We start from the raw sequence: 20,387 nt of genomic DNA on the forward strand, positions 1-20,387 counted from the left end.
AAGGCTCCGTCACAGGTTGAGGGTCAGGCTGAGGCTGAAGTTGCGTGGCTCCCCTGGAGTGATCCAGTAGTTGCTGTAGGAGCGCTCGTAGTACTTCTGATCGAACAGGTTGTTCAGGTTCAGGCCCAGGGTCAGGTGGTCGCTGGCCTTGTAGTGCGCCAGCAGGTCGAGGGTGCGGTAGGCCGGCAGTTCGAAGCGGCCGCCGGCCTCGCCCGAACGATCGCCGACATAGGTCAGGGCGGCGCCGAAGTCCGAGCCTTTGAGCCGGCCGTCCTGGAACTCATAAACCCCCAGCAGGCTGCCGCTGTGCCGGGCCACGCCGAGAATGCGGCTGCCGGCGGGGATCGCCTGGTCGCCCTTGGTCACTTCGGCATCGATCAGCGCATAGGCGCCTATCACTCGCAGCGCATCGGTCAGTTGGCCGCTGAACTGCAGGTCGACGCCCTGGCTGCGGGCCTTGCCCATGGCACGGCTGCGATCGGTGCCGGGGTCCAGGGCCAGGACGTTTTCCTTGTCGATATGAAAGGCCGCGAGGGTGGCGCTCAGGCGCTCGTCGAACAGTTCGCTCTTGATCCCCACTTCGTAGCCCATGCCTTCCTCGGGCTTGAAGGTCTTGCCGGCCGCATCCAGGCCATTGTTGGGCTTGAACGAGGTGGAGGCATTGGCGAACAGGCCCAGTTGCGGGGTCAGTTGGTAAAGCAGCCCGGCGCGCTGGGTCAGGGCGTCGTGGTTCTGCCGGCTGCGCTGGCCGCTGCTATGGTCGTCGATGCGCTGCTGGAAATGTTCGACGCGGGCGCCGAGCAGGCCGCGCAGGCGCTCGCTGAAGATGATCTGGTCCTGCAGGTTCAGCGCCCGACTTTCCACATGCTCGAAGAAGTCGCTGCCGGAGCGCTTGCCATTGGGCTTGGGCTGGCCGTAGATCGGGTTGTAGATGTCGATGGCGTAGGGGCCGCCGGCGATGGTGGTCACCCGCTCGTTCTTGCGGTAGTTCTCGTATTCGCTGCCGATCAGCAGTTCATGCTGCCAACTGCCCATGTCGAACAGGCCACGCAGTTCCAGCTGGGTGATGCTGTCGTGCCAGTTGTTGTCACGCTCGCGATAGCGGCGGTTGACGCTGTGCCCGTCGGCATTCAGCGGCCGGGTTTCCGAGGCGAAGCCCCACAGCTTGCCTTCCTTGTAGTGGCTGGCCAGGCGCAGTTTCCAGCTGTCGTTGAGGTGGTGTTCCAGGCTGGCCTGGAGCTGGTTGTTGTGGTTGTCGATATTGCCGTCGCTGGGCTCGCCGAGGAAGGTCGAACGGGACACGCCGCTCCAGCGATTGTCGGGAGCGACTATGCCGCGATCGAAGGTCGAGCTGTGGCGCACCAGCTCAGCCTCCAGCAGCAGGCTGGTGTCCGGGGTCAGTTGCCAACTGAAGGACGGCGCGACGAACACCCGGCGGCTGTCCACGTGGTTGCGGAAGCTGTGGTTGTCTTCCACCGCCAGGTTGATTCGCGACAGCAGGTTGCCCTGTTCATCCAGCGGGGTGTTGAGGTCCAGGGCGGTGCGGTAGCGATCCCAGCTGCCGGCGCTGGTCTGCAGGGTGGCGAAGGGTTCGGGCTGGGGTTTCTTGGTGACGATGTTTACCGTGCCACCCGGATCGCCACGCCCATACAGGCTGGCGGCCGGGCCTTTGAGCACTTCGATACGCTCGATATTGGCGGCATCCGGAGTGCTCGGGTAACCACGGTTGGCGCTGAAGCCGTCCTTGTAGAACTCCGAGGTGGTGAAGCCGCGAATGCTGTATTCGTAGAGGGTCAGGCCGCCGAAATTGTTCTGCTTGACGACCCCGCCGGCGAAATCCAGGGCGCGTTCGACGTTGCTGCTGCCCAGGTCCTTGAGCACGCTGGCGGGCACCACGCTGATGGCTTGCGGCACATCGCGCAATGCTGTGTCGGTCTTGGTCGCACTGGCCGAGCGAGTGGCCCGGTAACCCTTGACCGGGCCAGTGGCCGATTCGTATTCACTGCTGATGCGGGTGGTTTCGAGCTCCAGGGGGCGAGCTTCTTCGGCGACCAGGGGATCGGCCAGCAGGCCCAGGGCCAGGCCTGCCAGGGGGAGGATTTTGCGGGGCGTCATGGGGCTGTTCCAATATCGATATTGAAACAATATAACATGACTAATGAGAATGTATGCTGTTAGCCCAGCATGGCCGGGCGCGCAGTCATTCTTCTTCTTTGACCGGGGCGGGCGGTGGTCGCAGGCCGATTTCCGCGGTCAGCTTGAGCTCCTTGCCATTGCGCATCACCTGGATCGCGACTTTATCCGTCGGCTTGATTCGCGCCACCTGGTTCATCGAGCGACGGCCATCACCGGCCGGCTCGCCGTCGATGCTGAGGATCACGTCGCCCAGTTGCATGCCGGCCTTTTGCGCCGGGCCGTCGCGGAAGATGCCCGCCACCACGATCCCCGGGCGCCCGGCCAGGCCGAAGGATTCCGCCAGTTCCTGGGTCAGGGGTTGCACTTCGATGCCCAGCCAGCCACGGATCACCTGGCCGTGCTCGATGATCGACTTCATCACCTCCATCGCCAGCTTGATCGGGATGGCAAAACCTATGCCCTGGGATCCGCCGGACTTGGAGAAGATCGCGGTGTTGATCCCGGTGAGGTTGCCGTTGGCGTCCACCAGCGCACCACCGGAGTTGCCCGGGTTGATCGCAGCGTCGGTCTGGATGAAGTCTTCGTAGTTGTTCAGCCCCAGTTGGTTGCGCCCAGTAGCGCTGATGATGCCCATGGTCACGGTCTGACCCACGCCGAAGGGGTTGCCGATAGCCAGCGCGACATCGCCGACGCGAACGCTTTCCGAGCGGCCGACGGTGATCGAGGGCAGGTTCTTCAGGTCGATCTTGAGCACCGCGAGGTCGGTTTCCGGGTCGCTGCCGATCACCCGGGCCAGGGTTTCGCGACCGTCCTTGAGCGCCACCACAATCTGCTCGGCGCCGGAGGTTACGTGGTTGTTGGTCAGCAGGTAGCCCTCGGGGCTCATGATCACCCCGGAACCCAGGCTCGATTCCATACGCTGTTGCTTGGGCAGGTTGTCGCCGAAGAAGCGCCGGAACTGTGGGTCTTCGAACAGCGGATGGGCCGGCTTGTTGATCACCTTGGTGGTGTACAGGTTGACCACCGCGGGGGCGGCGATCACCACCGCATCGGCGTAGGACACCGGGCCCTGCTGAGTGCTGGTGGTTTGCGGAGCTTGCTGCAGGTTGACGTCCAGGCTGGGCAGGCCGACCCATTGCGGGTATCGCTGGATGATCAGTAACGCGATAAGCACACCGGCCAGCAGCGGCCAGCCAAAAAAACGCAGAGCCTTGAGCATTGAGCAAGTCCTGGGTGGTTACGAAGGGCTGCGCACGGCCCATAATGTCGCGCATTATACGAGGCCGCGCGTGCCTCTGAACGGGATATTTAGGAGTCTTTTATGGCCGTTGCCCTGAGTACATTGGTGGAAGAAGCGGACCGCTACCTGGGCAGTTCGCGAATCGCCGACTACTGCCCCAATGGCTTGCAGGTGGAAGGGCGTCCACAGGTGATGCGCATCGTCAGTGGCGTGACCGCCAGCCAGGCCCTGCTGGACGCCGCGGTGGAAGCCAAGGCCGACCTGGTGCTGGTGCATCACGGCTATTTCTGGAAAGGTGAGAACCCCTGCATCACCGGCATGAAGCAGCGTAGGTTGAAAACCCTGCTCAAGCACGATATCAGCCTGCTGGCCTATCACCTGCCCCTGGACCTGCACCCGGACGTGGGCAACAACGTGCAGTTGGCCCGGCAACTGGAGATCACCGTGGAAGGCCCGCTGGACCCGGAAAACCCCAAGGTGGTGGGCCTGGTGGGTTCCCTCGGCGAGCCGATGACCGCGCGCGACTTTGCCCGCCGGGTGCAAGAGGCGATGGGCCGCGAGCCGTTGCTGATCGAAGGCAGCAAGATGATCCGCCGGGTCGGCTGGTGCACCGGCGGCGGCCAGGGCTATATCGATCAGGCGGCGCAGGCCGGCGTCGACCTGTACTTGAGCGGCGAGGCCTCGGAGCAGACCTTCCACAGTGCCCGGGAAAACGACATCAGTTTCATCGCCGCCGGCCATCACGCCACCGAGCGCTACGGGGTCCAGGCCCTGGGCGACTACCTGGCCCGGCGCTTCGCCCTGGAGCACCTGTTCATCGACTGCCCCAACCCGATCTGAGCCCATGTAGGAGCCGGCTTGCTGGCGCGTCCTCCGTTGAGTTCTGCGGGGCTCGTGAAGGCGCCTTCGCTGGCAAGCCAGCTCCTACATCGCCCGTTTGCTCAGGGTTTTTGATGCCTAACCGGGCGGTATATTCATATACCGTTTCGTTCTAGTTGGCTCCCTGATTAGAAGCAGGTCGCTGTGCTAGCATGCCCCGCTCGAACACGGCCCGATGGCCGTCCATAAGAAAGCTTTCGTGAGTAGCCATGGTCGACAAACTGACGCATCTGAAACAGCTGGAGGCGGAAAGCATCCACATCATCCGCGAGGTGGCCGCCGAGTTCGACAACCCGGTGATGCTGTACTCCATCGGTAAAGACTCCGCCGTGATGTTGCACCTGGCGCGCAAGGCGTTCTTCCCCGGCAAGCTGCCGTTCCCGGTGATGCACGTCGACACCCAGTGGAAGTTCCAGGAGATGTACAAGTTCCGTGATCGCATGGTCGAGGAGCTGGGCCTGGAGCTGATCACCCACGTCAACCCGGATGGCGTGGCCCAGGGCATCAACCCCTTCACCCACGGCAGCGCCAAGCACACCGACATCATGAAGACCGAGGGCCTCAAGCAAGCCCTGGACAAATACGGTTTCGACGCCGCGTTCGGCGGTGCCCGCCGCGATGAAGAGAAGTCCCGCGCCAAGGAGCGCGTCTACTCGTTCCGCGACAGCAAGCACCGCTGGGACCCGAAGAACCAGCGCCCCGAGCTGTGGAACGTCTACAACGGCAAGGTCAACAAGGGCGAGTCGATCCGCGTGTTCCCGCTGTCCAACTGGACCGAGCTGGACATCTGGCAGTACATCTACCTGGAAGGCATCCCGATCGTGCCGCTGTACTTCGCCGCCGAGCGCGAAGTGATCGAGAAGAACGGCACCCTGATCATGATCGACGACGCGCGCATCCTCGAGCACCTCTCCGAGGAAGAGAAGGCCCGCATCGTCAAGAAGAAAGTGCGTTTCCGTACCCTTGGCTGCTACCCGTTGACGGGCGCGGTGGAGTCCGAGGCCGAGAGCCTGACGGACATCATCCAGGAAATGCTCCTGACGCGAACTTCCGAGCGCCAGGGCCGGGTCATCGACCACGATGGCGCCGGCTCAATGGAAGACAAGAAGCGTCAGGGATACTTCTAAGTTTTAAGTTACAAGCGACAAGCTGCAAGTTGCGTGCGTGACGCGTAGCTTGCCGCTTGATGCTTGCAGCAGGTTGCTGTGAGCCGGCACCGGAAAACTCGTGATGGACTTCGAGAAACTGGTGGTTTGGCGTAGAAGCAAAGCCTTGGCGGTGCAGATTTATAGAGAGCTTGCGCGATGTGAGGATTTCGCCTTCAGGAGTCAGATCACTCGCTCCGCACTCTCGGTGCCCTCCAATATTGCCGAAGGTATGGAACGGCGTAGCGCCAAAGAGAAGGTTCACTATCTTTGGATCGCCAAAGCCTCCAATGGCGAGCTGCGTACGCAGATCATCATCGGTCAGGAAATTGCCTACATCGCACAACCGCTGGCTGAACACTGGATTACAGAAACTCGCGAGCTTTCGAAAATGCTCAGCGGCTTGATCAAAAAAATTTCTGACTAGCTGTACGCCGACAAGCTTGCCGCTTGAAGCTGACAGCTTGGAGCTTGAACGCTATGAGCCATCAATCTGATTTGATCAGCGAGGACATCCTCGCTTACCTGGGCCAGCACGAACGCAAGGAGCTGCTGCGCTTCCTCACCTGCGGCAACGTCGACGACGGCAAGAGCACCCTGATCGGGCGCCTGCTGCACGACTCGAAGATGATCTACGAAGACCATCTGGAAGCCATCACCCGCGACTCGAAGAAGGTCGGCACCACCGGTGACGACATCGACCTGGCGTTGCTGGTGGACGGCCTGCAGGCCGAGCGCGAGCAGGGCATCACCATCGATGTCGCCTACCGCTATTTCTCCACCGCCAAGCGCAAGTTCATCATCGCCGACACCCCCGGCCATGAGCAGTACACCCGCAACATGGCCACCGGCGCCTCCACCTGCGACCTGGCGATCATCCTGGTGGATGCCCGCTATGGCGTGCAGACCCAAACTCGCCGCCACAGCTTTATCGCCTCGTTGCTGGGCATCAAGCACATCGTCGTGGCCATCAACAAGATGGACCTCAAGGGCTTCGATCAGCAGGTCTTCGAGTCGATCAAGGCCGATTACCTGAAGTTCGCCCAGGGCCTGAAGATCCAGCCCACCAGCCTGCACTTCGTGCCGATGTCGGCGCTCAAGGGCGACAACGTGGTGAACAAGAGCGAGCGTTCGCCCTGGTACACCGGCCAGTCGCTGATGGAAATCCTCGAGACCGTGGAAGTGGCCGGCGATCGCAACTTCACCGACCTGCGTTTCCCGGTGCAGTACGTCAACCGTCCGAACCTGAACTTCCGTGGTTTCGCCGGCACCCTGGCCAGCGGCATCGTGCACAAGGGCGACGAAATCGTGGTACTGCCCTCGGGCAAGAGCAGCCGGGTCAAGTCCATCGTCACCTTCGAAGGCGAGCTGGAACAGGCCGGCCCAGGCCAGGCCGTGACCCTGACCATGGAAGACGAGATCGACATCTCCCGTGGCGACCTGCTGGTGCATGCCGATAGCGTGCCGCCAGTCACCGACAGTTTCGACGCCATGCTGGTATGGATGGCCGAAGAACCGATGCTGCCGGGCAAGAAATACGACATCAAGCGTGCCACCAGCTATGTGCCGGGCTCGATTGCCAGCATCATTCACAAAGTCGATGTGAACACCCTGGAAGAGGGCGCGGCGAGCGCGTTGCAACTGAACGAGATCGGCAAGGTCAAGATCAGCCTCGACGCCCCGATTGCCCTGGATGGCTACGAAAGCAACCGCACCACTGGCGCCTTCATCGTTATCGATCGCTTGACCAACGGCACCGTCGGCGCCGGCATGATCGTCGCCCAGCCTGTGGCTCATGGCACTGCCACTCACCATGGCAAACAGGCCCATGTCAGCACCGAGGAGCGCTCCCAGCGCTTCGGCCAACAACCGGCCACCGTGCTGTTCAGCGGCCTGTCGGGCGCCGGCAAGAGCACCCTGGCCTATGCCGTGGAGCGCAAGCTGTTCGACATGGGGCGTGCGGTGTATGTGCTCGACGGCCAGAACCTGCGCCATGACCTGAACAAGGGCTTGCCACAGGACCGTGCCGGGCGCACCGAGAATTGGCGGCGTGCGGCCCATGTGGCCCGTCAGTTCAACGAAGCCGGGATGCTGACCCTGGCGGCGTTCGTGGCACCGAGCGCCGAAGGGCGTGAGCAGGCCAAGGAGCTGATCGGCAAGGAGCGCTTGCTCACGGTGTATGTCCAGGCATCGCCGGCGGTGTGCGTCGAGCGTGATCCGCAGGGCCTGTACGCGGCCGGCGGCGATAACGTCCCGGGCGAATCCTTCCCCTATGACGTGCCGCTGAATGCCGATCTGGTGATCGACACCCAGGCCCTGTCGCTGGAAGAAAGCGTCAAGCAGGTGCTGGATCTATTGCGTAGCCGCAGCGCGATCTAAGCCCCAGGAAAAAGCCCGCAGTCGAGTGATCGGCTGCGGGCTTTTTTATTGGCTTGCCAGCGCAGAGGCCCTCAAGGCCGGCCTGGATATTCACGATGCAAGGTTTCCAGCAGCGCATCCTTGGCCAGCCACTGCTGGTTGATCCAGCCCTGGAATTCCTGGCGATAGGCCGTGTCCTGCTCGTAGTTCTTGCCAATGAACTGCGCTGGAATCTGCACTTCTGCAAAACGCACCACCACCTCATCGAGCCTGCCGCACAGCAGGTCCCAGAACCCGGGGCGACCGGCGGGGTAGTGGATGGTCACGTCGATGATCGATTGCAGTTGCTCGCCCATGGCATCCAGGACAAAGGCGATGCCGCCGGCCTTGGGCTTGAGCAGGTAGCGGAACGGCGATTGCTGCTGAGCGTGCTTGGCTTCGGTAAAGCGTGTGCCCTCGACGAAGTTGAAGATGCCCACCGGGTTGGCGCGAAACTTCGCGCAGGTGTTGCGGGTGGTCTCCAGGTCCTTGCCTTTCTTTTCCGGGTGCTTCTCCAGGTAGGCCTTGGAGTAGCGCTTCATAAAGGGAAAGCCCAGGGCCCACCAGGCCAGGCCGATCACTGGCACCCAGATCAGTTCCTGCTTGAGAAAGAACTTCAGCGGGCGAATGCGCCGGTTGAGCACGTACTGCAGCACCATGATGTCGACCCAGCTCTGGTGGTTGCTGGTCACCAGGTAGGAGTGCTGGTAATCCAGCCCTTCCAGGCCCTCTACCTGCCAGCGGGTGCGGCGTACCAGTTGCATCCAGGCCTTGTTGTTGCTGATCCAGGCCTCGTGGGTGTGGTTCATCAGCCAGTGGCTGATGCGCTGGGTGAGAGCGAAGGGCAGGGCCTTGAACAGCGCCACGCAGAACAGGAACGAGCACAGCAGGATGGTGTTCAGCGCCAGCAGCAGCGAGGCGATGATGCCGCGTACCGCGGCAGGTAGAAATTCCAGCATTTAGGTCAGATATCCATAGGGCGGTTGGCGGCTTGAATCGCGGTCAGGGCGATGGTGTAGACGATGTCGTCGACCTGGGCGCCCCGGGGCAGGTCGTTCACCGGCTTGCGCAGGCCTTGCAGCATCGGGCCCAGGCTCACGCAGTTGGCGCTGCGCTGTACCGCCTTGTGGGTGGTGTTGCCGGTGTTCAGGTCGGGGAACACGAACACCGTGGCCTTGCCCGCCACGGGGCTGTCGGGGGCCAGTTCCCGGGCGACGTTGTCATTGGCGGCGGCGTCGTATTGCAACGGGCCGTCGATCAGCAGCGAGCGTTGGCTTTCGTGGGCCAGGAGGGTGGCTTCGCGAACCTTCTGCACTTCCTCGCCGCTGGCCGAGTCGCCGCTGGAGTAGCTGATCATCGCCACCCGCGGGGTGATGCCGAAGGCTGCTGCCGAGTCGGCGCTCTGCAGGGCGATCTCTGCCAGTTCGCTGGCGCTGGGGTGCGGGTTCATCACGCAGTCGCCGTACACCAGCACCTGCTCGGGGAACAGCATGAAGAACACCGAGGACACCAGGGTGCAGCCCGGTGCAGTCTTGATCAGTTGCAGGGCCGGGCGGATGGTGTTGGCGGTGGAGTGCACCAGCCCGGAAACCAGGCCGTCCACTTCGTCCAGGGCCAGCATCACGGTGCCGATCACCACCGGGTCTTCCAGCTGCTGCTCGGCCATGGGGGCATTGAGGCTCTTGCTCTTGCGCAAGGCCACCATGGGCTCCACGTAGCGTTCGCGGATCAGGTCCGGGTCGAGAATCTCCAGGCCCTCGGGCAGTTCGATGCCCTGGGCCCGGGCCACCGCATGCACTTCCTCGGGCTTGGCCAGCAGCACGCAACGGGCAATGCCCCGGGCCTGGCAGATGGCGGCGGCCTGCACAGTCAGTGGTTCGCTGCCTTCGGGCAGCACAATGCGCTTGTCGGCCTGCTGGGCGCGCTGGATCAACTGGTAGCGGAACACCGCCGGTGTCAGGCGCATTTCCCGTGGGGTGCCGCAGCGCTGGTGCAGCCAGTTGGCGTCCAGGTGGCTGGCGACGAAGTCGGTGATGATTTCCGCGCGCTCGCGGTCATCGATAGGGATTTCCTTGTTCAGGCCATTGAGGTGGTTGGCGGTGTCGTAGGAACCGCTGCTCACCGAGAGCACCGGCAGCCCGGCGTTCAGGGCACCGCGGCACAGCTCCATGATCCGTGGGTCGGGCAGGGTGTCGCTGGTCAGCAGCAGGCCGGCCAGGGGCACGCCGTTGATTGCCGCCAGGCTCACGGCGAGGATGATGTCGTCGCGGTCCCCCGGGGTCACCACCAGCACGCCGGGCTTGAGCAGCTCCACGGTGTTGCGCATGGTGCGCGCGCAAATGATGATCTTGGTCATGCGCCGGGTTTCATAGTCCCCGGCGTTGAGTACCTGGGCGCCCATCAGCTCGGCCACATCGCGGGTGCGCGGGGCATTGAGCTCCGGCTGGAAGGGAATGCAGCCCAGCAGGCGGAAGTCACCGCTGCGCAGCAGGGGCGAGTGTTCCTTCAGGCGGGCGGAAAACGCCTCCATGCTCTCATCGGTGCGTACCTTGTTGAGGATCACCCCCAGCACTTTCGGGTCCCGCGGGCCGCCGAACAACTGTGCCTGCAGCTCGACCCGGCCGGACAGTTCGGTGAGCACCTCGTTTTCCGGCGCCGAGACCAGGATCACCTCGGCATCCAGGCTTTTCGCCAGGTGCAGGTTGACCCGCGCGGCATAGCTGGCGCTGCGGGTTGGCACCATGCCTTCAACAATCAGTACGTCCTTGCCGATGGCCGCCTGCTGGTAGAGGGCGATGATTTCTTCCAGCAGTTCATCCAGCTGGCCGTCGCCGAGCATCCGCTCGACATGGGCCAGGCCCAGGGGTTGCGGCGGTTTCAGGCCGTGGGTGCGGGCCACCAGTTCGGTGGAACGCTCGGGGCCGGTATCCCCCGGATGCGGCTGGGCGATGGGTTTGAAGAAGCCGACCTTGAGGCCGGCCCGTTCCAGGGTCCGCACCAGCCCGAGGCTGATGGAGGTCAGACCCACACCAAAATCGGTGGGCGCGATAAAGAAAGTTTGCATGCGGATTCTCGAAGGGTGCATGGCAAGGGCGACGGTCTTCTCTGGCCGTCTGCCGGATCGTCAGGCGCTAAGGTTATCGCTTCCGGGGGCTTGCGCGCACCAGCCGCAAGCAAAGGGCTGGCCTATTTTTTCCGCCCGCCGTTGCGGGTCCAGGACCCAGGCACGGGATTGCCAGGGCGGTTGGTGGCGCAGGTGCTGGGTGTGGCCACAGGACAGTTCGGCCACCCAGTGGCCGTCTTCATCCTGATGAAAACCGCAGATTATCGAGGTTGGTTGCACGTTCCGTTGGTCCGGGTTCCGTTCGCTTTCGAACGATTGCTTCGCTAAACTTGGACCTCTTCATTCTTATGTAAAAGGTCCCGCCCTCATGCTGATCGCCGCCAATAAGGCTGTCTCCATCGACTATACCCTCACCAACGACGCTGGTGAGGTCATCGACAGCTCTGCCGGCGGCGCCCCGCTGGTTTACCTGCAAGGCGCAGGCAACATCATCCCAGGTCTGGAAAAGGCCCTGGAAGGCAAGCAGGTCGGTGACGAACTGAATGTCTCCGTTGAACCTGAAGACGCCTACGGCGAATACGCTGCCGAACTGGTCAGCACCCTGAGCCGCAGCATGTTCGAAGGCGTTGACGAGCTGGAAGTGGGCATGCAGTTCCACGCTTCCGCTCCGGACGGCCAGATGCAGATCGTGACCATCCGTGATCTGGACGGCGACGACGTGACCGTCGACGGCAACCACCCACTGGCCGGCCAGCGCCTGAATTTCCAGGTCAAGATCGTTGCCATCCGTGACGCCAGCCAGGAAGAAATCGCCCATGGTCACGTCCATGGCGAAGGTGGTCATCACCACTGAGTTTCTGCGCTAAGCTCAAACTTGCTGGAAAGGCGCCCGAGGGCGCCTTTTTAGTCCGCGGCTTTTGGCTCTACTGTCGAGAGGCTGTTTTCTGTAAGAACACGGGAATTTGGAGTTCGTCATGAGTGCTTTTCACGACCTTAAACTGAAAGCCCTGGATGGTCAGGAACTGCCGCTCGCGCCCTTCAAGGGGCAAGTCGTGCTGGTGGTCAATGTCGCTTCCAAATGTGGCCTGACCCCACAATACGCGGCGCTGGAAAATCTCTATCAGCAGTACAAGGGGCAAGGGTTCAGCGTGCTGGGCCTGCCCTGCAATCAGTTCGCCGGGCAGGAACCGGGCACTGAGCAGGAGATCCAGGAATTCTGCAGCCTCAACTACGGGGTGAGCTTCCCCTTGAGTGGCAAGCTGGAGGTCAACGGTCCCGAGCGTCATCAGCTGTACCGCTTGCTGGCGGGCGAGGGTGCCGAGTTCCCGGGGGACATCACCTGGAATTTCGAGAAGTTCCTGTTGGGCAAGGACGGCCGGGTGCTGGCGCGATTCTCGCCGCGCACCGCTCCCGATGATCCGGCTGTGGTCCAGGCCATCGAGAAAGCCCTGAGCTGAACCCGTCTTGGGCACCCGTTTCACGCCGCTTCGATGCGGCGTTTTTGCTTCTAGATCACTTAAATCAATAATGCTGTGCAGTCCCTTCAGGGCAGAATATTATCCACATCATAAATGCGCCGAGGAGCTGTTCTCGGCGCAGCCTTGTGTGTCGATCATGGGCTCAAGCCCTTTCTGTCGGAGTGCCGCATGCCTGTTCAAGCCTTGTTCAAACCCTTTCAACTCGGCGCGCTGGAGTTGCCGACTCGCGTGGTGATGGCGCCCATGACCCGCTCGTTCTCCCCGGGCGGCGTGCCCAACTCCAAGGTCATCGAGTACTACCGGCGTCGTGCCGCTGCAGGTGTCGGCCTGATCATCACCGAAGGCACCACGGTCGGCCACCCGGCCGCCAATGGCTACCCCAATGTGCCGCAGTTTTACGGCGAAGCGGCCCTGGCCGGCTGGAAGAAGGTGGTGGATGCGGTGCATGCCGAGGGCGGCAAAATCGTTCCCCAGCTGTGGCACGTGGGCAATGTGCGGCGCCTGGGCACCGAGCCGGACGCCAGCGTGCCCGGTTACGGCCCGAGCGAGAAGTTCAAGGATGGCAAGCTGGTGGTGCATGGCATGACCCACCAGGACATCCAGGAGGTGATAGCGGCCTTCGCCCAGGCCGCCAAGGATGCCCAGAGCATCGGCATGGACGGCGTGGAGATCCACGGCGCCCACGGCTACCTGGTGGACCAGTTCTTCTGGGAAGGCAGCAACCAGCGTACCGATGAATATGGCGGCGACCTGGCCCAGCGTTCGCGTTTTGCCATCGAGTTGATCCAGGCCGTGCGTGCCGCCGTTGGCCCGGATTTCCCGATCATCCTGCGCTTCTCGCAGTGGAAGCAGCAGGACTACGAGGCGCGCCTGGTGCAGACCCCTGAGGCCCTGGCGGCCTTCCTCAAGCCGCTGGCGGACGCCGGTGTGGATATCTTCCACTGCTCGACCCGACGCTTCTGGGAACCGGAGTTCGAAGGCTCCGACCTCAACCTGGCGGGCTGGACTCGCAAGCTCACCGGCAAGCCCACCATCACCGTGGGCAGTGTCGGCCTGGATGGCGAGTTCCTGCAGTTCATGGTCAACACCGACAAGGTGGCGCAACCGGCCAGCCTGGAGAACCTGCTGCAGCGCCTGAACAACGAAGAGTTCGATTTGGTAGCCGTGGGCCGGGCCCTGCTGGTGGACCCGGACTGGGCGCAGAAAGTGCGTGACGGCCGCGAGCAGGACATCCTGCCGTTCAGCCGTGAAGCGCTGATGAGCCTGGTTTAACCGGTGTTTCCGGGCGGCGAGGGAGGCAACCCCCTCGCCGCACCTAGCCTGGGCGCTGGGGCGCCTGGCTCGACCGTGGCTGTCTTCAATGCTGCGTAGCCCTCAGTCGGCATCTGCTGGCAGGCGCTGCGCAACTGTTCCTCGAATTGCTCGATCACCCCTGCCCACCCCTGGCGGCTGGCATGTTGCCGGGCGTTGAGGCGTACCCGGCGCAGGGTCTCGGCTTCTTCCAGCAGCCAGCTGGCGGCATCGCAGAAGGCATTTTCATCCCCGGGCATGGCTAGCACCCCGTTGTAGCCATGGCGCATATGCTGGGCCGCCGCGGCCTGGTCGTAGGCCACCACCGCCAGCCCCGAGGCCAGGGCTTCGAGCACCACGTTGCCAAAGGTCTCGGTCAGGCTGGGAAACAGGAACACATCCCCCGAGGCATAGTGTGCCGCCAGCGCCTCGCCCCTTTGGCTACCGCAGAACAGCGCGTCGGGCAAGCTCTTCTCCAGCGCCCCGCGTTGCGGGCCGTCACCCACCACGATCAGCTGCATCCGCCGCTGTGGATAAGTGGCTTGCAGTTGTTCGAAGCAGCGCTTGAGCAGGCCGAGATTCTTCTCCGGGGCCAGGCGCCCGACATGGATCACCGCCAGGTCCTCAGGCCCCAGGCCCCAACTGGCGCGCAGCTCGGCGCGGCGCTTGGCCGGGTGGAACAGCTGGCTGTCGACCCCTCGGGACAACAGGGCCAGGCGTTCGAAGTGGCGACGCTCCAGTTCCAGGCGCTGGCTGGCGCTGGGCACCAGGGTCAGCTTGGAGCGGTTGTGGAACCAGCGCAGGTAGTGGGTCAGCAGGCGGGTCAGCAAGCCCAGGCCGTACTGGCTGGAGTACTGCTGGAAATTGGTGTGGAAGCCACTGACCACCGAAATGCCCAGGCGCTTGGCCGCGCGCAATGCCGACAAGCCCAAGGGCCCTTCGGTGGCGATATAGAGCACATCCGGGCGCTGGCGTTTCCAGCGCCGCAGCAGCTTGTGCATCGATGACTGGCCCCATTGCAGCCCCGGGTAGCCCGGCAACGGCCAGCCGCGACACAGCAGCAGCGCCTCGTCGCTGGGGCGGCTCTGATCGCACCCCTGGCGCGGGCGCACCAGTTCCACCTGGTGCCCGCGCGCGCGCAAGCCATCACAGAGGCGGCCAAGGGTATTGGCCACGCCATTGATTTCCGGCGGGAAGGTTTCGGTGATCAGGGTGATGTGCAGGGCTGTCGTCATGGCCTCAGTGTCGACCGAGGCCATGTCGTCATTGTGACGTGCCGATGATGGATTTATGACGTCCCGGCCCTAGCGAGCCGGCAGGTTCTCCACCCCGCGCTCACGCACCCAGAACAGCGTGGCCCCGGCCACGGCGGCCGGCATCATCAGGATATTGACGAAGGGAATCATCAGCGCCAGGTAGACGATGCCGCCGAAGCCCAGGCTCTGCCAGCGCTTTTCCCGCAGCCAGGCGAGCATGTCCTGCCAGCTCATCTTGTGGTTGTCCGCCGGGTAGTCGATGTACTGGATGGCCATCATCCAGATGCCGAACAGCAGCCACAGCGGCGCCGCCACCAGGTTCACCACCGGAATCAGCGAGAGGATGAACAGGCCGATGGCCCGGGGCAGGAAATAGCCCAGCTTGCGCATTTCCCGGGACAGGGTGCGGGGGATCATGGCCACCAGTTCGCCCCAGCTGAAGGCCGGGAAATCATCGCTGCCACGGACCACGGTTTCGACTTTTTCCGATAGAAAACCGTTGAACGGTGCGGCGATGATATTGGCCAGCATGGTGAAGCTGAAAAACACCATCAGCACCACCAGCACCATGAACAGCGGCCACAGGACGTAGCTGAGAAAGCTCAGCCAATCCGGCAGGGTGGGCATCAGGGCATCGATCCACAGGCTGAACTGATGGCCGGCAAAATAGATCAAGCCGACGAACAGCAACAGGTTCACCAGCAGCGGCAGGAGCACAAACAGGCGTAGGCCGGGACTGAGGATCAGCTTCAGTCCTTCACGCAGATATTGCGGGCCAGACAGTACGGGGGCGGGCATAGAAGGCTCCGGGCAGTAGGAAAACGCGCCGACCTTACCGGCTTTGCCGGAGCGGCGAAAGCTTGCTGAAGAGGTCGACATCAACGGTAACAAAGACCCTCTCAAATAGGTCGTCCAGGGATAGAGACCGCCTATGAGCTGGATTGTTAAACCGTATTTCCTTAATCTTCGCCTCCTCTATACGCTGCACCCATTATTTTTCGGGCGGACGAGTTCAAGCCTTCCCCAAGGTTTCGCCGTCCCTTTTTATTCCAGCCGGCAACCCGGCGTTCCGCGCCAGGGCACCCGGGCCGGTCGATAGGAGTGAGTCATGTCTGAAGTACGCCATTCGCGTGTGATTATTCTCGGTTCCGGCCCTGCCGGTTACAGCGCCGCGGTGTATGCCGCCCGGGCCAACCTGAAGCCGCTGCTGATCACCGGCATGCAGGCCGGCGGCCAGCTGACCACCACCACCGAAGTCGACAACTGGCCGGGCGACGTGCACGGCCTGACCGGCCCGGCGCTGATGGAGCGGATGCGCGAGCACGCCGAGCGCTTCGAGACCGAGATCGTCTTCGATCACATCAATGCCGTGGACTTCGCTGCCAAGCCCTACACCCTGACTGGCGACAGCGCCACCTACACCTGCGACGCGCTGATCATCGCCACGGGCGCCAGCGCCCGTTACCTGGGCCTGCCGTCGGAAGAGGCGTTCATGGGCAAGGGCGTGTCCGCCTGCGCCACCTGTGACGGTTTCTTCTATCGCAACAAGCCGGTGGCCGTGGTCGGCGGTGGCAACACTGCGGTCGAAGAAGCCCTGTACCTGGCCAACATCGCCAGCACCGTAACCCTGATCCACCGTCGCGATACCTTCCGCGCCGAGAAGATCCTGATCGACAAGCTGCATGCCCGGGTTGCCGAGGGCAAGATCATCCTCAAGCTCAATGCCAACCTGGACGAAGTCCTGGGCGACAACATGGGCGTGACCGGTGCGCGCCTGAAGAACAACGACGGCAGCTTCGACGAGCTGAAAGTCGACGGCGTGTTCATCGCCATCGGCCACACCCCGAACACCTCGCTGTTCGAAGGCCAGCTGACCCTCAAGGACGGCTACCTGGTGGTTCAGGGCGGTCGTGACGGCAACGCCACCGCCACCAGCGTCGAAGGCATCTTCGCTGCCGGTGACGTGGCCGACCACGTTTACCGCCAGGCCATCACCTCGGCCGGCGCCGGTTGCATGGCGGCCCTGGACACCGAGCGTTACCTGGACGGTCTGCAGAACGCTGCACACTGATTTCCAGGCAATAAAAAAACCGGCGCAAGCCGGTTTTTTTATGGGTGTTGCACTGTAGGAGCCGGCTTGCCGGCGAAGAGGCCCGCGAGGCCTGTGTAAAATTCCAGGACGCCTTCGCTGGCAAGCCAGCTCCTACACAAGCCAGCTCCTACAGGGTCGCGATCAGCGGCGGGTCAGAGGCTGGGCGCTGAACTTCACCCCGGTCAGGCCGTGGGCGATCAGCGCGCGGATATTGCCGTGGTCGCTGCCCTCGGGGGTGGCCAGCACCGAGCGGTAGTGCTCGCCGAATGCCAGCAGGGTTTCGGCGTCGCTCAAGCCTTCCAGCAGGGCCAGGCCCAGGGTCTTGCACGAGCCTTCGTTTTGCCCGGCGGCGTTTTCCACGCCACCGTTATTGAAGGCCTGGGGCTGGTAGTCGTAGCCGCTGGTGATAAAGGCCAGGGTTTCGGCAAAGAGGTGCTCGCCACTGTTCAGGCTGGCGCGCAGGGTATTCAGATCAGTCATGGGGTTTTCCTTTGGCGAACGCCGCTTGCTGTTCGGCGTTGGCTTCTTTCTGGTAGAGATTCTTCCACTCGGCGTAGGGCATGCCATACACCACTTCACGGGCGTCATCGAGGCTGACCTCGATCTGGCGTTCGTCGGCCTCGGCCTTGTACCACTTGGACAGGCAGTTGCGGCAGAAGCCGGCGAGGTTCATCAGGTCGATGTTCTGCACGTCCTTGCGGCTGTCCAGGTGGGCCACCAGACGGCGAAAGGCGGCGGCCTCGAGCTCCAGGCGTTGTTGAGGGGACATAAGACTCTCTGCACATAGAAGGATGGGAACAGCGGCAAGCTACAAGCGGCGAGCGGCAAGTCAAAGCAACTTGGCTTTTACTTGCCGCTGGCCGCTAGCGACTTGCCGCTAACGTGATGGATACCGATTCGGCGAAGCGCAAGGCGTGGGGCTTGTCGACTTCGACCTCGGCGTAGAGCACCGAGGTATTGCTCATCACCAGGTCCAGCAGCTCCTGGGTCAGGCGTTCGAGCAGGGCGAAGCGATTGCCTTCGACATGGGCAATGATCGCCTTGGTGATGGTGCGGTAGTTCAGCGCGTGGTCGATATCGTTGTCGCGCACGGCCTCTTCGGCGGCATAGAGGATGGTCAGGTTGATCAGCACATCCTGCTTGTTGAGGATCTCGTCCTCGTTGATTCCGATGTAGGTCCGCAGGAGCAGGTCCTTGACTCGGATGCGAGCCATTCCTGGCTGAAGTTGTGGCATTGCTACTTGCTCCGTCCAATCAATTGCAGGAATTCCTGGCGGGTGGTGCTCGATTCGCGAAAGGCGCCGAGCATCACCGAGGTGTGCATGGTGGAATTCTGTTTCTCGACACCGCGCATCATCATGCACATGTGCTTGGCCTCGATCACCACCGCGACGCCGGCGGCCTGGGTCACGCTGTGCACGGCATCGGCGATTTCCCGGGTGAGATTTTCCTGGATTTGCAGGCGCCTGGCGAACATATCGACGATCCGCGCGATCTTCGACAGCCCCAGCACCTTGCCGGTGGGAATATAAGCCACATGGGCCTTGCCGATGAAGGGCAGCAGGTGATGTTCGCACAGGGAATACAACTCGATGTCGGCGACTATGACCATTTCATCGCTGTCGGAGGCGAACAGCGCCCCGTTGACGATCTCCTCCAGCGACTGGCTGTAGCCGTGACACAGGTATTGCATGGCCTTGGCCGCGCGCTTGGGGGTGTCGAGCAGGCCTTCGCGCTCGGGGTCTTCGCCGAGGCCCTTGAGGATCTCGCGGTAGTGCTGGGGCAGGGAAAGGCTCATGCAAGGTCCTCGCGGGGGCCGGCTTACTTGACGTGCCGTCCGCCGTTGACGGTCAGGGTGGTGCCGGTGACATAGGGGTTGTCCAGCAGGTAGCGCAGGCTCTGGTAGATCACTTCGCAGCCGGGTTCGATGCCCAGTGCGGATTTGGCCAGGGCCTTGGCGCGGTACGCTGCGTCATCGTCGGGATTGAACAATAGCAGGGCCGGGGCGATGCCGTTGACCTTGATTGCTGGGGCGTATTTGGCCGCGAACGACAAGGTCAGGCTGTCCAGCCCGGCCTTGCTGGCGCAGTAGGCGATGTGCTTGCTGCTGCCCTTGCGGGTCACGTCGTCGCTGATGTGGATGATGTCCGCCGGGCTCGAGCGGCGCAGCAGCTCGGCGCAGTGCAGGTTGATCAGGTAGGGCGCGAGCATGTGCACGCTGAACATCCGGGCAAAGGTCGGGCTTTCCTGGCCCGGGCTTTCCTCCAGCCACTCCGAGGCATTGTGGACAATGGCCCGCAAGCGATCGGTGTGGTTTTGCACTGCGCTGATCAGGGCCAGGATGCCCGCTTCGCTGGACAGGTCGGCAGGCAGCAGGGTGGCGCCTTGTTCCCGCAGGCGCTGCAGGCCGGGGCGCTCGCTGCGGTAGGTGACGATCACTGGTTGCCCGTCCTCCAGCAGGCGCAGGGCGCAATGCAGGCCGACACGCTGGCTGGCGCCGGTGATCAGGATCGGGGCAGGGGAAGGGTTCATGGAGGGCTCGCATCGCGGGTAGGGGAAAACTATACCAGCGGGGAAGCTGTTGTGGCTGATGGGCTAAGAGCAAGGGCTTTGCTGGCAAGTGGAACGCCGGGCGGCGTTCCACTTGCCGGCGAATCACGGATTCTGCGTCGAAGGGGCACTCGGCAACACGCGCGCCGGTGTGCCGTTGAGCCAGTTGGCCAGCAGCCGGGTGGACAGCGGAATGAACAAGTAGACCATCAAGGGCGTCAGCGCCAAGGTGCTGACGAACACCCGCGGCAGCAGGCTCAGGTCGCCCAGCAGCGGGCCGAAGACGAAGTTGAACAGCAATGACACCGGGAAGAATGCCAGCCAGATGGCCACGGCCTGCTTCCAGCGTGGCGGGCGTTGTCCGGCGCCGCCGAACCAGCCGTCGATACCACTGACCCGATGCTCCGAAGGGTGGGCGAACAGGTCGCTGCCCCGGGCCAGCCAGGCGCTGCGCGAGGCGGAGTGTTCCCAGGCGTGCAGGGTGTGTTCGTCGGCGAAGCGGAAAATGATCTGGAATTCGTCGTCGTCGGGCGGTGGGGCCAGGACGCCGGAGCCCAGGTAGCCGGGAAAGTCGGTGGCCAGTTGCTCGCCTTCGCGCAGCCAGGCGATCAGGTCCTGGTAACGGCCGTCGGCAACGCGCCGGGCGACCATCAGGGTGACGGGTGAGGTAGACATCATGTATCTCCGTAAAACCAATGCGCTGCCTGGGTAAGGCAGGCGCTTGACGCGGCACCGGGGTGTTGGGCCGCGCCTGGAACAAGCAAGGATTATTCCTGATCGGCGCTTGTGCACCAACGGCAGCGGTCGGATTTTCCCGGGCTTGAAGCAATCGCACTCGAGGGGCGTTAGAATGGCGGCCA

General features: G+C 63.0%; 20 protein-coding genes and 1 pseudogene. 8 read left to right on the forward strand and 13 right to left on the reverse strand.

Annotated features, from left to right (window positions below; genetic code table 11):
• Positions 1 to 9 precede the first annotated feature (9 nt).
• Both J4P02_RS19950 and algW read right to left on the reverse strand, forming a co-directional pair.
• Positions 10 to 2,115: a TonB-dependent siderophore receptor gene (locus tag J4P02_RS19950; RefSeq protein WP_426193387.1), complete on the reverse strand. Its 2,106-nt coding sequence runs from the start codon at positions 2,113 to 2,115 to the stop codon at positions 10 to 12.
• An 85-nt stretch (positions 2,116 to 2,200) separates the two neighbouring features.
• Positions 2,201 to 3,355, reverse strand: a complete 1,155-nt coding sequence (gene algW, locus J4P02_RS19955) for a Do family serine endopeptidase AlgW (RefSeq protein ID WP_426193389.1) — start codon at positions 3,353 to 3,355, stop codon at positions 2,201 to 2,203.
• Between the two features lie 102 nt (positions 3,356 to 3,457).
• Between algW and J4P02_RS19960 the strand changes: the two genes are divergently transcribed.
• The 4 genes from J4P02_RS19960 (at position 3,458) to cysN (ending at position 7,779) form a co-directional block, all read left to right on the forward strand.
• The gene (locus tag J4P02_RS19960; RefSeq protein ID WP_426193391.1) at positions 3,458 to 4,216 is read left to right on the forward strand and encodes a Nif3-like dinuclear metal center hexameric protein; all 759 of its coding nucleotides are present in this window, start codon (positions 3,458 to 3,460) and stop codon (positions 4,214 to 4,216) included.
• 248 nt (positions 4,217 to 4,464) lie between these two features.
• Complete coding sequence (gene cysD / locus J4P02_RS19965; protein WP_426193393.1) at positions 4,465 to 5,382, forward strand: sulfate adenylyltransferase subunit CysD; 918 nt, start codon at positions 4,465 to 4,467, stop codon at positions 5,380 to 5,382.
• 103 nt (positions 5,383 to 5,485) lie between these two features.
• The gene (locus J4P02_RS19970) at positions 5,486 to 5,827 is read left to right on the forward strand and encodes a four helix bundle protein (protein ID WP_426193395.1); all 342 of its coding nucleotides are present in this window, start codon (positions 5,486 to 5,488) and stop codon (positions 5,825 to 5,827) included.
• Between the two features lie 53 nt (positions 5,828 to 5,880).
• Positions 5,881 to 7,779, forward strand: coding sequence for a sulfate adenylyltransferase subunit CysN (gene cysN / locus J4P02_RS19975; protein WP_426193397.1), 1,899 nt, complete (start codon positions 5,881 to 5,883; stop codon positions 7,777 to 7,779).
• A gap of 71 nt (positions 7,780 to 7,850) precedes the next feature.
• Here the strand turns inward: cysN and J4P02_RS19980 are convergent, their stop codons facing one another.
• From J4P02_RS19980 to J4P02_RS19990, 3 genes and pseudogenes are all read right to left on the reverse strand, one after another.
• A complete protein-coding gene (locus J4P02_RS19980) occupies positions 7,851 to 8,756 on the reverse strand; it encodes an acyltransferase (RefSeq protein ID WP_426193399.1) in 906 nt (301 codons plus the stop codon).
• Positions 8,757 to 8,761: 5 nt separating this feature from the next.
• On the reverse strand, positions 8,762 to 10,861 hold the full coding sequence (gene pta / locus J4P02_RS19985; protein WP_426193401.1) for a phosphate acetyltransferase: 2,100 nt from the start codon (positions 10,859 to 10,861) through the stop codon (positions 8,762 to 8,764).
• Positions 10,862 to 10,921: 60 nt separating this feature from the next.
• Positions 10,922 to 11,260 (reverse strand): annotated as a pseudogene (locus J4P02_RS19990) (DUF3565 domain-containing protein).
• Between J4P02_RS19990 and J4P02_RS19995 the strand changes: the two are divergent.
• The 3 genes from J4P02_RS19995 (at position 11,229) to J4P02_RS20005 (ending at position 13,611) form a co-directional block, all read left to right on the forward strand.
• Positions 11,229 to 11,714 carry an FKBP-type peptidyl-prolyl cis-trans isomerase gene (locus tag J4P02_RS19995; RefSeq protein ID WP_016964800.1) on the forward strand — a complete coding sequence of 162 codons (486 nt, stop codon included), beginning with the start codon at positions 11,229 to 11,231 and terminating at the stop codon, positions 11,712 to 11,714. The pseudogene J4P02_RS19990 and the gene J4P02_RS19995 sit on opposite strands and share 32 nt — an antisense overlap.
• Positions 11,715 to 11,835: 121 nt before the next feature.
• A complete protein-coding gene (locus tag J4P02_RS20000; protein ID WP_426193404.1) occupies positions 11,836 to 12,318 on the forward strand; it encodes a glutathione peroxidase in 483 nt (160 codons plus the stop codon).
• Positions 12,319 to 12,507: 189 nt separating this feature from the next.
• On the forward strand, positions 12,508 to 13,611 hold the full coding sequence (locus J4P02_RS20005) for an NADH:flavin oxidoreductase (RefSeq protein ID WP_426193406.1): 1,104 nt from the start codon (positions 12,508 to 12,510) through the stop codon (positions 13,609 to 13,611).
• On the opposite strand, the gene J4P02_RS20010 is transcribed toward J4P02_RS20005, so the two are convergent.
• Positions 13,608 to 14,888, reverse strand: coding sequence for a glycosyltransferase family 4 protein (locus tag J4P02_RS20010; RefSeq protein ID WP_426193408.1), 1,281 nt, complete (start codon positions 14,886 to 14,888; stop codon positions 13,608 to 13,610). The two genes, J4P02_RS20005 and J4P02_RS20010, sit on opposite strands and share 4 nt — an antisense overlap.
• A 45-nt stretch (positions 14,889 to 14,933) precedes the next feature.
• Positions 14,934 to 15,683: a sulfate transporter CysZ gene (gene cysZ / locus J4P02_RS20015; RefSeq protein ID WP_426193410.1), complete on the reverse strand. Its 750-nt coding sequence runs from the start codon at positions 15,681 to 15,683 to the stop codon at positions 14,934 to 14,936.
• A 310-nt stretch (positions 15,684 to 15,993) separates the two neighbouring features.
• Here cysZ and trxB point away from each other — a divergent pair, with 310 nt between their 5' ends.
• A complete protein-coding gene (gene trxB / locus J4P02_RS20020) occupies positions 15,994 to 16,956 on the forward strand; it encodes a thioredoxin-disulfide reductase (RefSeq protein ID WP_426193412.1) in 963 nt (320 codons plus the stop codon).
• A gap of 162 nt (positions 16,957 to 17,118) precedes the next feature.
• On the opposite strand, the gene J4P02_RS20025 is transcribed toward trxB, so the two are convergent.
• From J4P02_RS20025 to J4P02_RS20050, 6 genes are all read right to left on the reverse strand, one after another.
• Entirely contained in the window at positions 17,119 to 17,457 is a 339-nt protein-coding gene (locus J4P02_RS20025; protein ID WP_426193414.1) for a HopJ type III effector protein, read from the reverse strand.
• Positions 17,450 to 17,746, reverse strand: a complete 297-nt coding sequence (locus J4P02_RS20030; protein ID WP_426193416.1) for a DUF1244 domain-containing protein — start codon at positions 17,744 to 17,746, stop codon at positions 17,450 to 17,452. The genes J4P02_RS20025 and J4P02_RS20030 overlap by 8 nt, the downstream gene beginning before the upstream one ends.
• Positions 17,747 to 17,840: 94 nt before the next feature.
• A complete protein-coding gene (folX, locus tag J4P02_RS20035) occupies positions 17,841 to 18,212 on the reverse strand; it encodes a dihydroneopterin triphosphate 2'-epimerase (protein WP_426193418.1) in 372 nt (123 codons plus the stop codon).
• A gap of 2 nt (positions 18,213 to 18,214) precedes the next feature.
• Positions 18,215 to 18,775, reverse strand: coding sequence for a GTP cyclohydrolase I FolE (gene folE, locus J4P02_RS20040; protein ID WP_426193420.1), 561 nt, complete (start codon positions 18,773 to 18,775; stop codon positions 18,215 to 18,217).
• Between the two features lie 23 nt (positions 18,776 to 18,798).
• Positions 18,799 to 19,509, reverse strand: a complete 711-nt coding sequence (folM, locus tag J4P02_RS20045) for a dihydromonapterin reductase (RefSeq protein WP_426193422.1) — start codon at positions 19,507 to 19,509, stop codon at positions 18,799 to 18,801.
• A 123-nt stretch (positions 19,510 to 19,632) separates the two neighbouring features.
• On the reverse strand, positions 19,633 to 20,202 hold the full coding sequence (locus J4P02_RS20050) for an antibiotic biosynthesis monooxygenase (RefSeq protein ID WP_426193424.1): 570 nt from the start codon (positions 20,200 to 20,202) through the stop codon (positions 19,633 to 19,635).
• Positions 20,203 to 20,387: the final 185 nt, after the last annotated feature.

Source organism: Pseudomonas sp. NFXW11, from assembly GCF_049887815.1.
GTDB lineage: Bacteria > Pseudomonadota > Gammaproteobacteria > Pseudomonadales > Pseudomonadaceae > Aquipseudomonas.

Coding starts and splice junctions, on each gene's coding strand:
- J4P02_RS19950 (WP_426193387.1), bottom strand. CDS start 2,115: ATGACGCCCCGCAAAATCCTCCCCCTGGCAGGCCTGGCCCTGGGCCTG.
- algW (WP_426193389.1), bottom strand. CDS start 3,355: ATGCTCAAGGCTCTGCGTTTTTTTGGCTGGCCGCTGCTGGCCGGTGTG.
- J4P02_RS19960 (WP_426193391.1), top strand. CDS start 3,458: ATGGCCGTTGCCCTGAGTACATTGGTGGAAGAAGCGGACCGCTACCTG.
- cysD (WP_426193393.1), top strand. CDS start 4,465: ATGGTCGACAAACTGACGCATCTGAAACAGCTGGAGGCGGAAAGCATC.
- J4P02_RS19970 (WP_426193395.1), top strand. CDS start 5,486: ATGGACTTCGAGAAACTGGTGGTTTGGCGTAGAAGCAAAGCCTTGGCG.
- cysN (WP_426193397.1), top strand. CDS start 5,881: ATGAGCCATCAATCTGATTTGATCAGCGAGGACATCCTCGCTTACCTG.
- J4P02_RS19980 (WP_426193399.1), bottom strand. CDS start 8,756: ATGCTGGAATTTCTACCTGCCGCGGTACGCGGCATCATCGCCTCGCTG.
- pta (WP_426193401.1), bottom strand. CDS start 10,861: ATGCAAACTTTCTTTATCGCGCCCACCGATTTTGGTGTGGGTCTGACC.
- J4P02_RS19995 (WP_016964800.1), top strand. CDS start 11,229: ATGCTGATCGCCGCCAATAAGGCTGTCTCCATCGACTATACCCTCACC.
- J4P02_RS20000 (WP_426193404.1), top strand. CDS start 11,836: ATGAGTGCTTTTCACGACCTTAAACTGAAAGCCCTGGATGGTCAGGAA.
- J4P02_RS20005 (WP_426193406.1), top strand. CDS start 12,508: ATGCCTGTTCAAGCCTTGTTCAAACCCTTTCAACTCGGCGCGCTGGAG.
- J4P02_RS20010 (WP_426193408.1), bottom strand. CDS start 14,888: ATGGCCTCGGTCGACACTGAGGCCATGACGACAGCCCTGCACATCACC.
- cysZ (WP_426193410.1), bottom strand. CDS start 15,683: ATGCCCGCCCCCGTACTGTCTGGCCCGCAATATCTGCGTGAAGGACTG.
- trxB (WP_426193412.1), top strand. CDS start 15,994: ATGTCTGAAGTACGCCATTCGCGTGTGATTATTCTCGGTTCCGGCCCT.
- J4P02_RS20025 (WP_426193414.1), bottom strand. CDS start 17,457: ATGACTGATCTGAATACCCTGCGCGCCAGCCTGAACAGTGGCGAGCAC.
- J4P02_RS20030 (WP_426193416.1), bottom strand. CDS start 17,746: ATGTCCCCTCAACAACGCCTGGAGCTCGAGGCCGCCGCCTTTCGCCGT.
- folX (WP_426193418.1), bottom strand. CDS start 18,212: ATGCCACAACTTCAGCCAGGAATGGCTCGCATCCGAGTCAAGGACCTG.
- folE (WP_426193420.1), bottom strand. CDS start 18,775: ATGAGCCTTTCCCTGCCCCAGCACTACCGCGAGATCCTCAAGGGCCTC.
- folM (WP_426193422.1), bottom strand. CDS start 19,509: ATGAACCCTTCCCCTGCCCCGATCCTGATCACCGGCGCCAGCCAGCGT.
- J4P02_RS20050 (WP_426193424.1), bottom strand. CDS start 20,202: ATGTCTACCTCACCCGTCACCCTGATGGTCGCCCGGCGCGTTGCCGAC.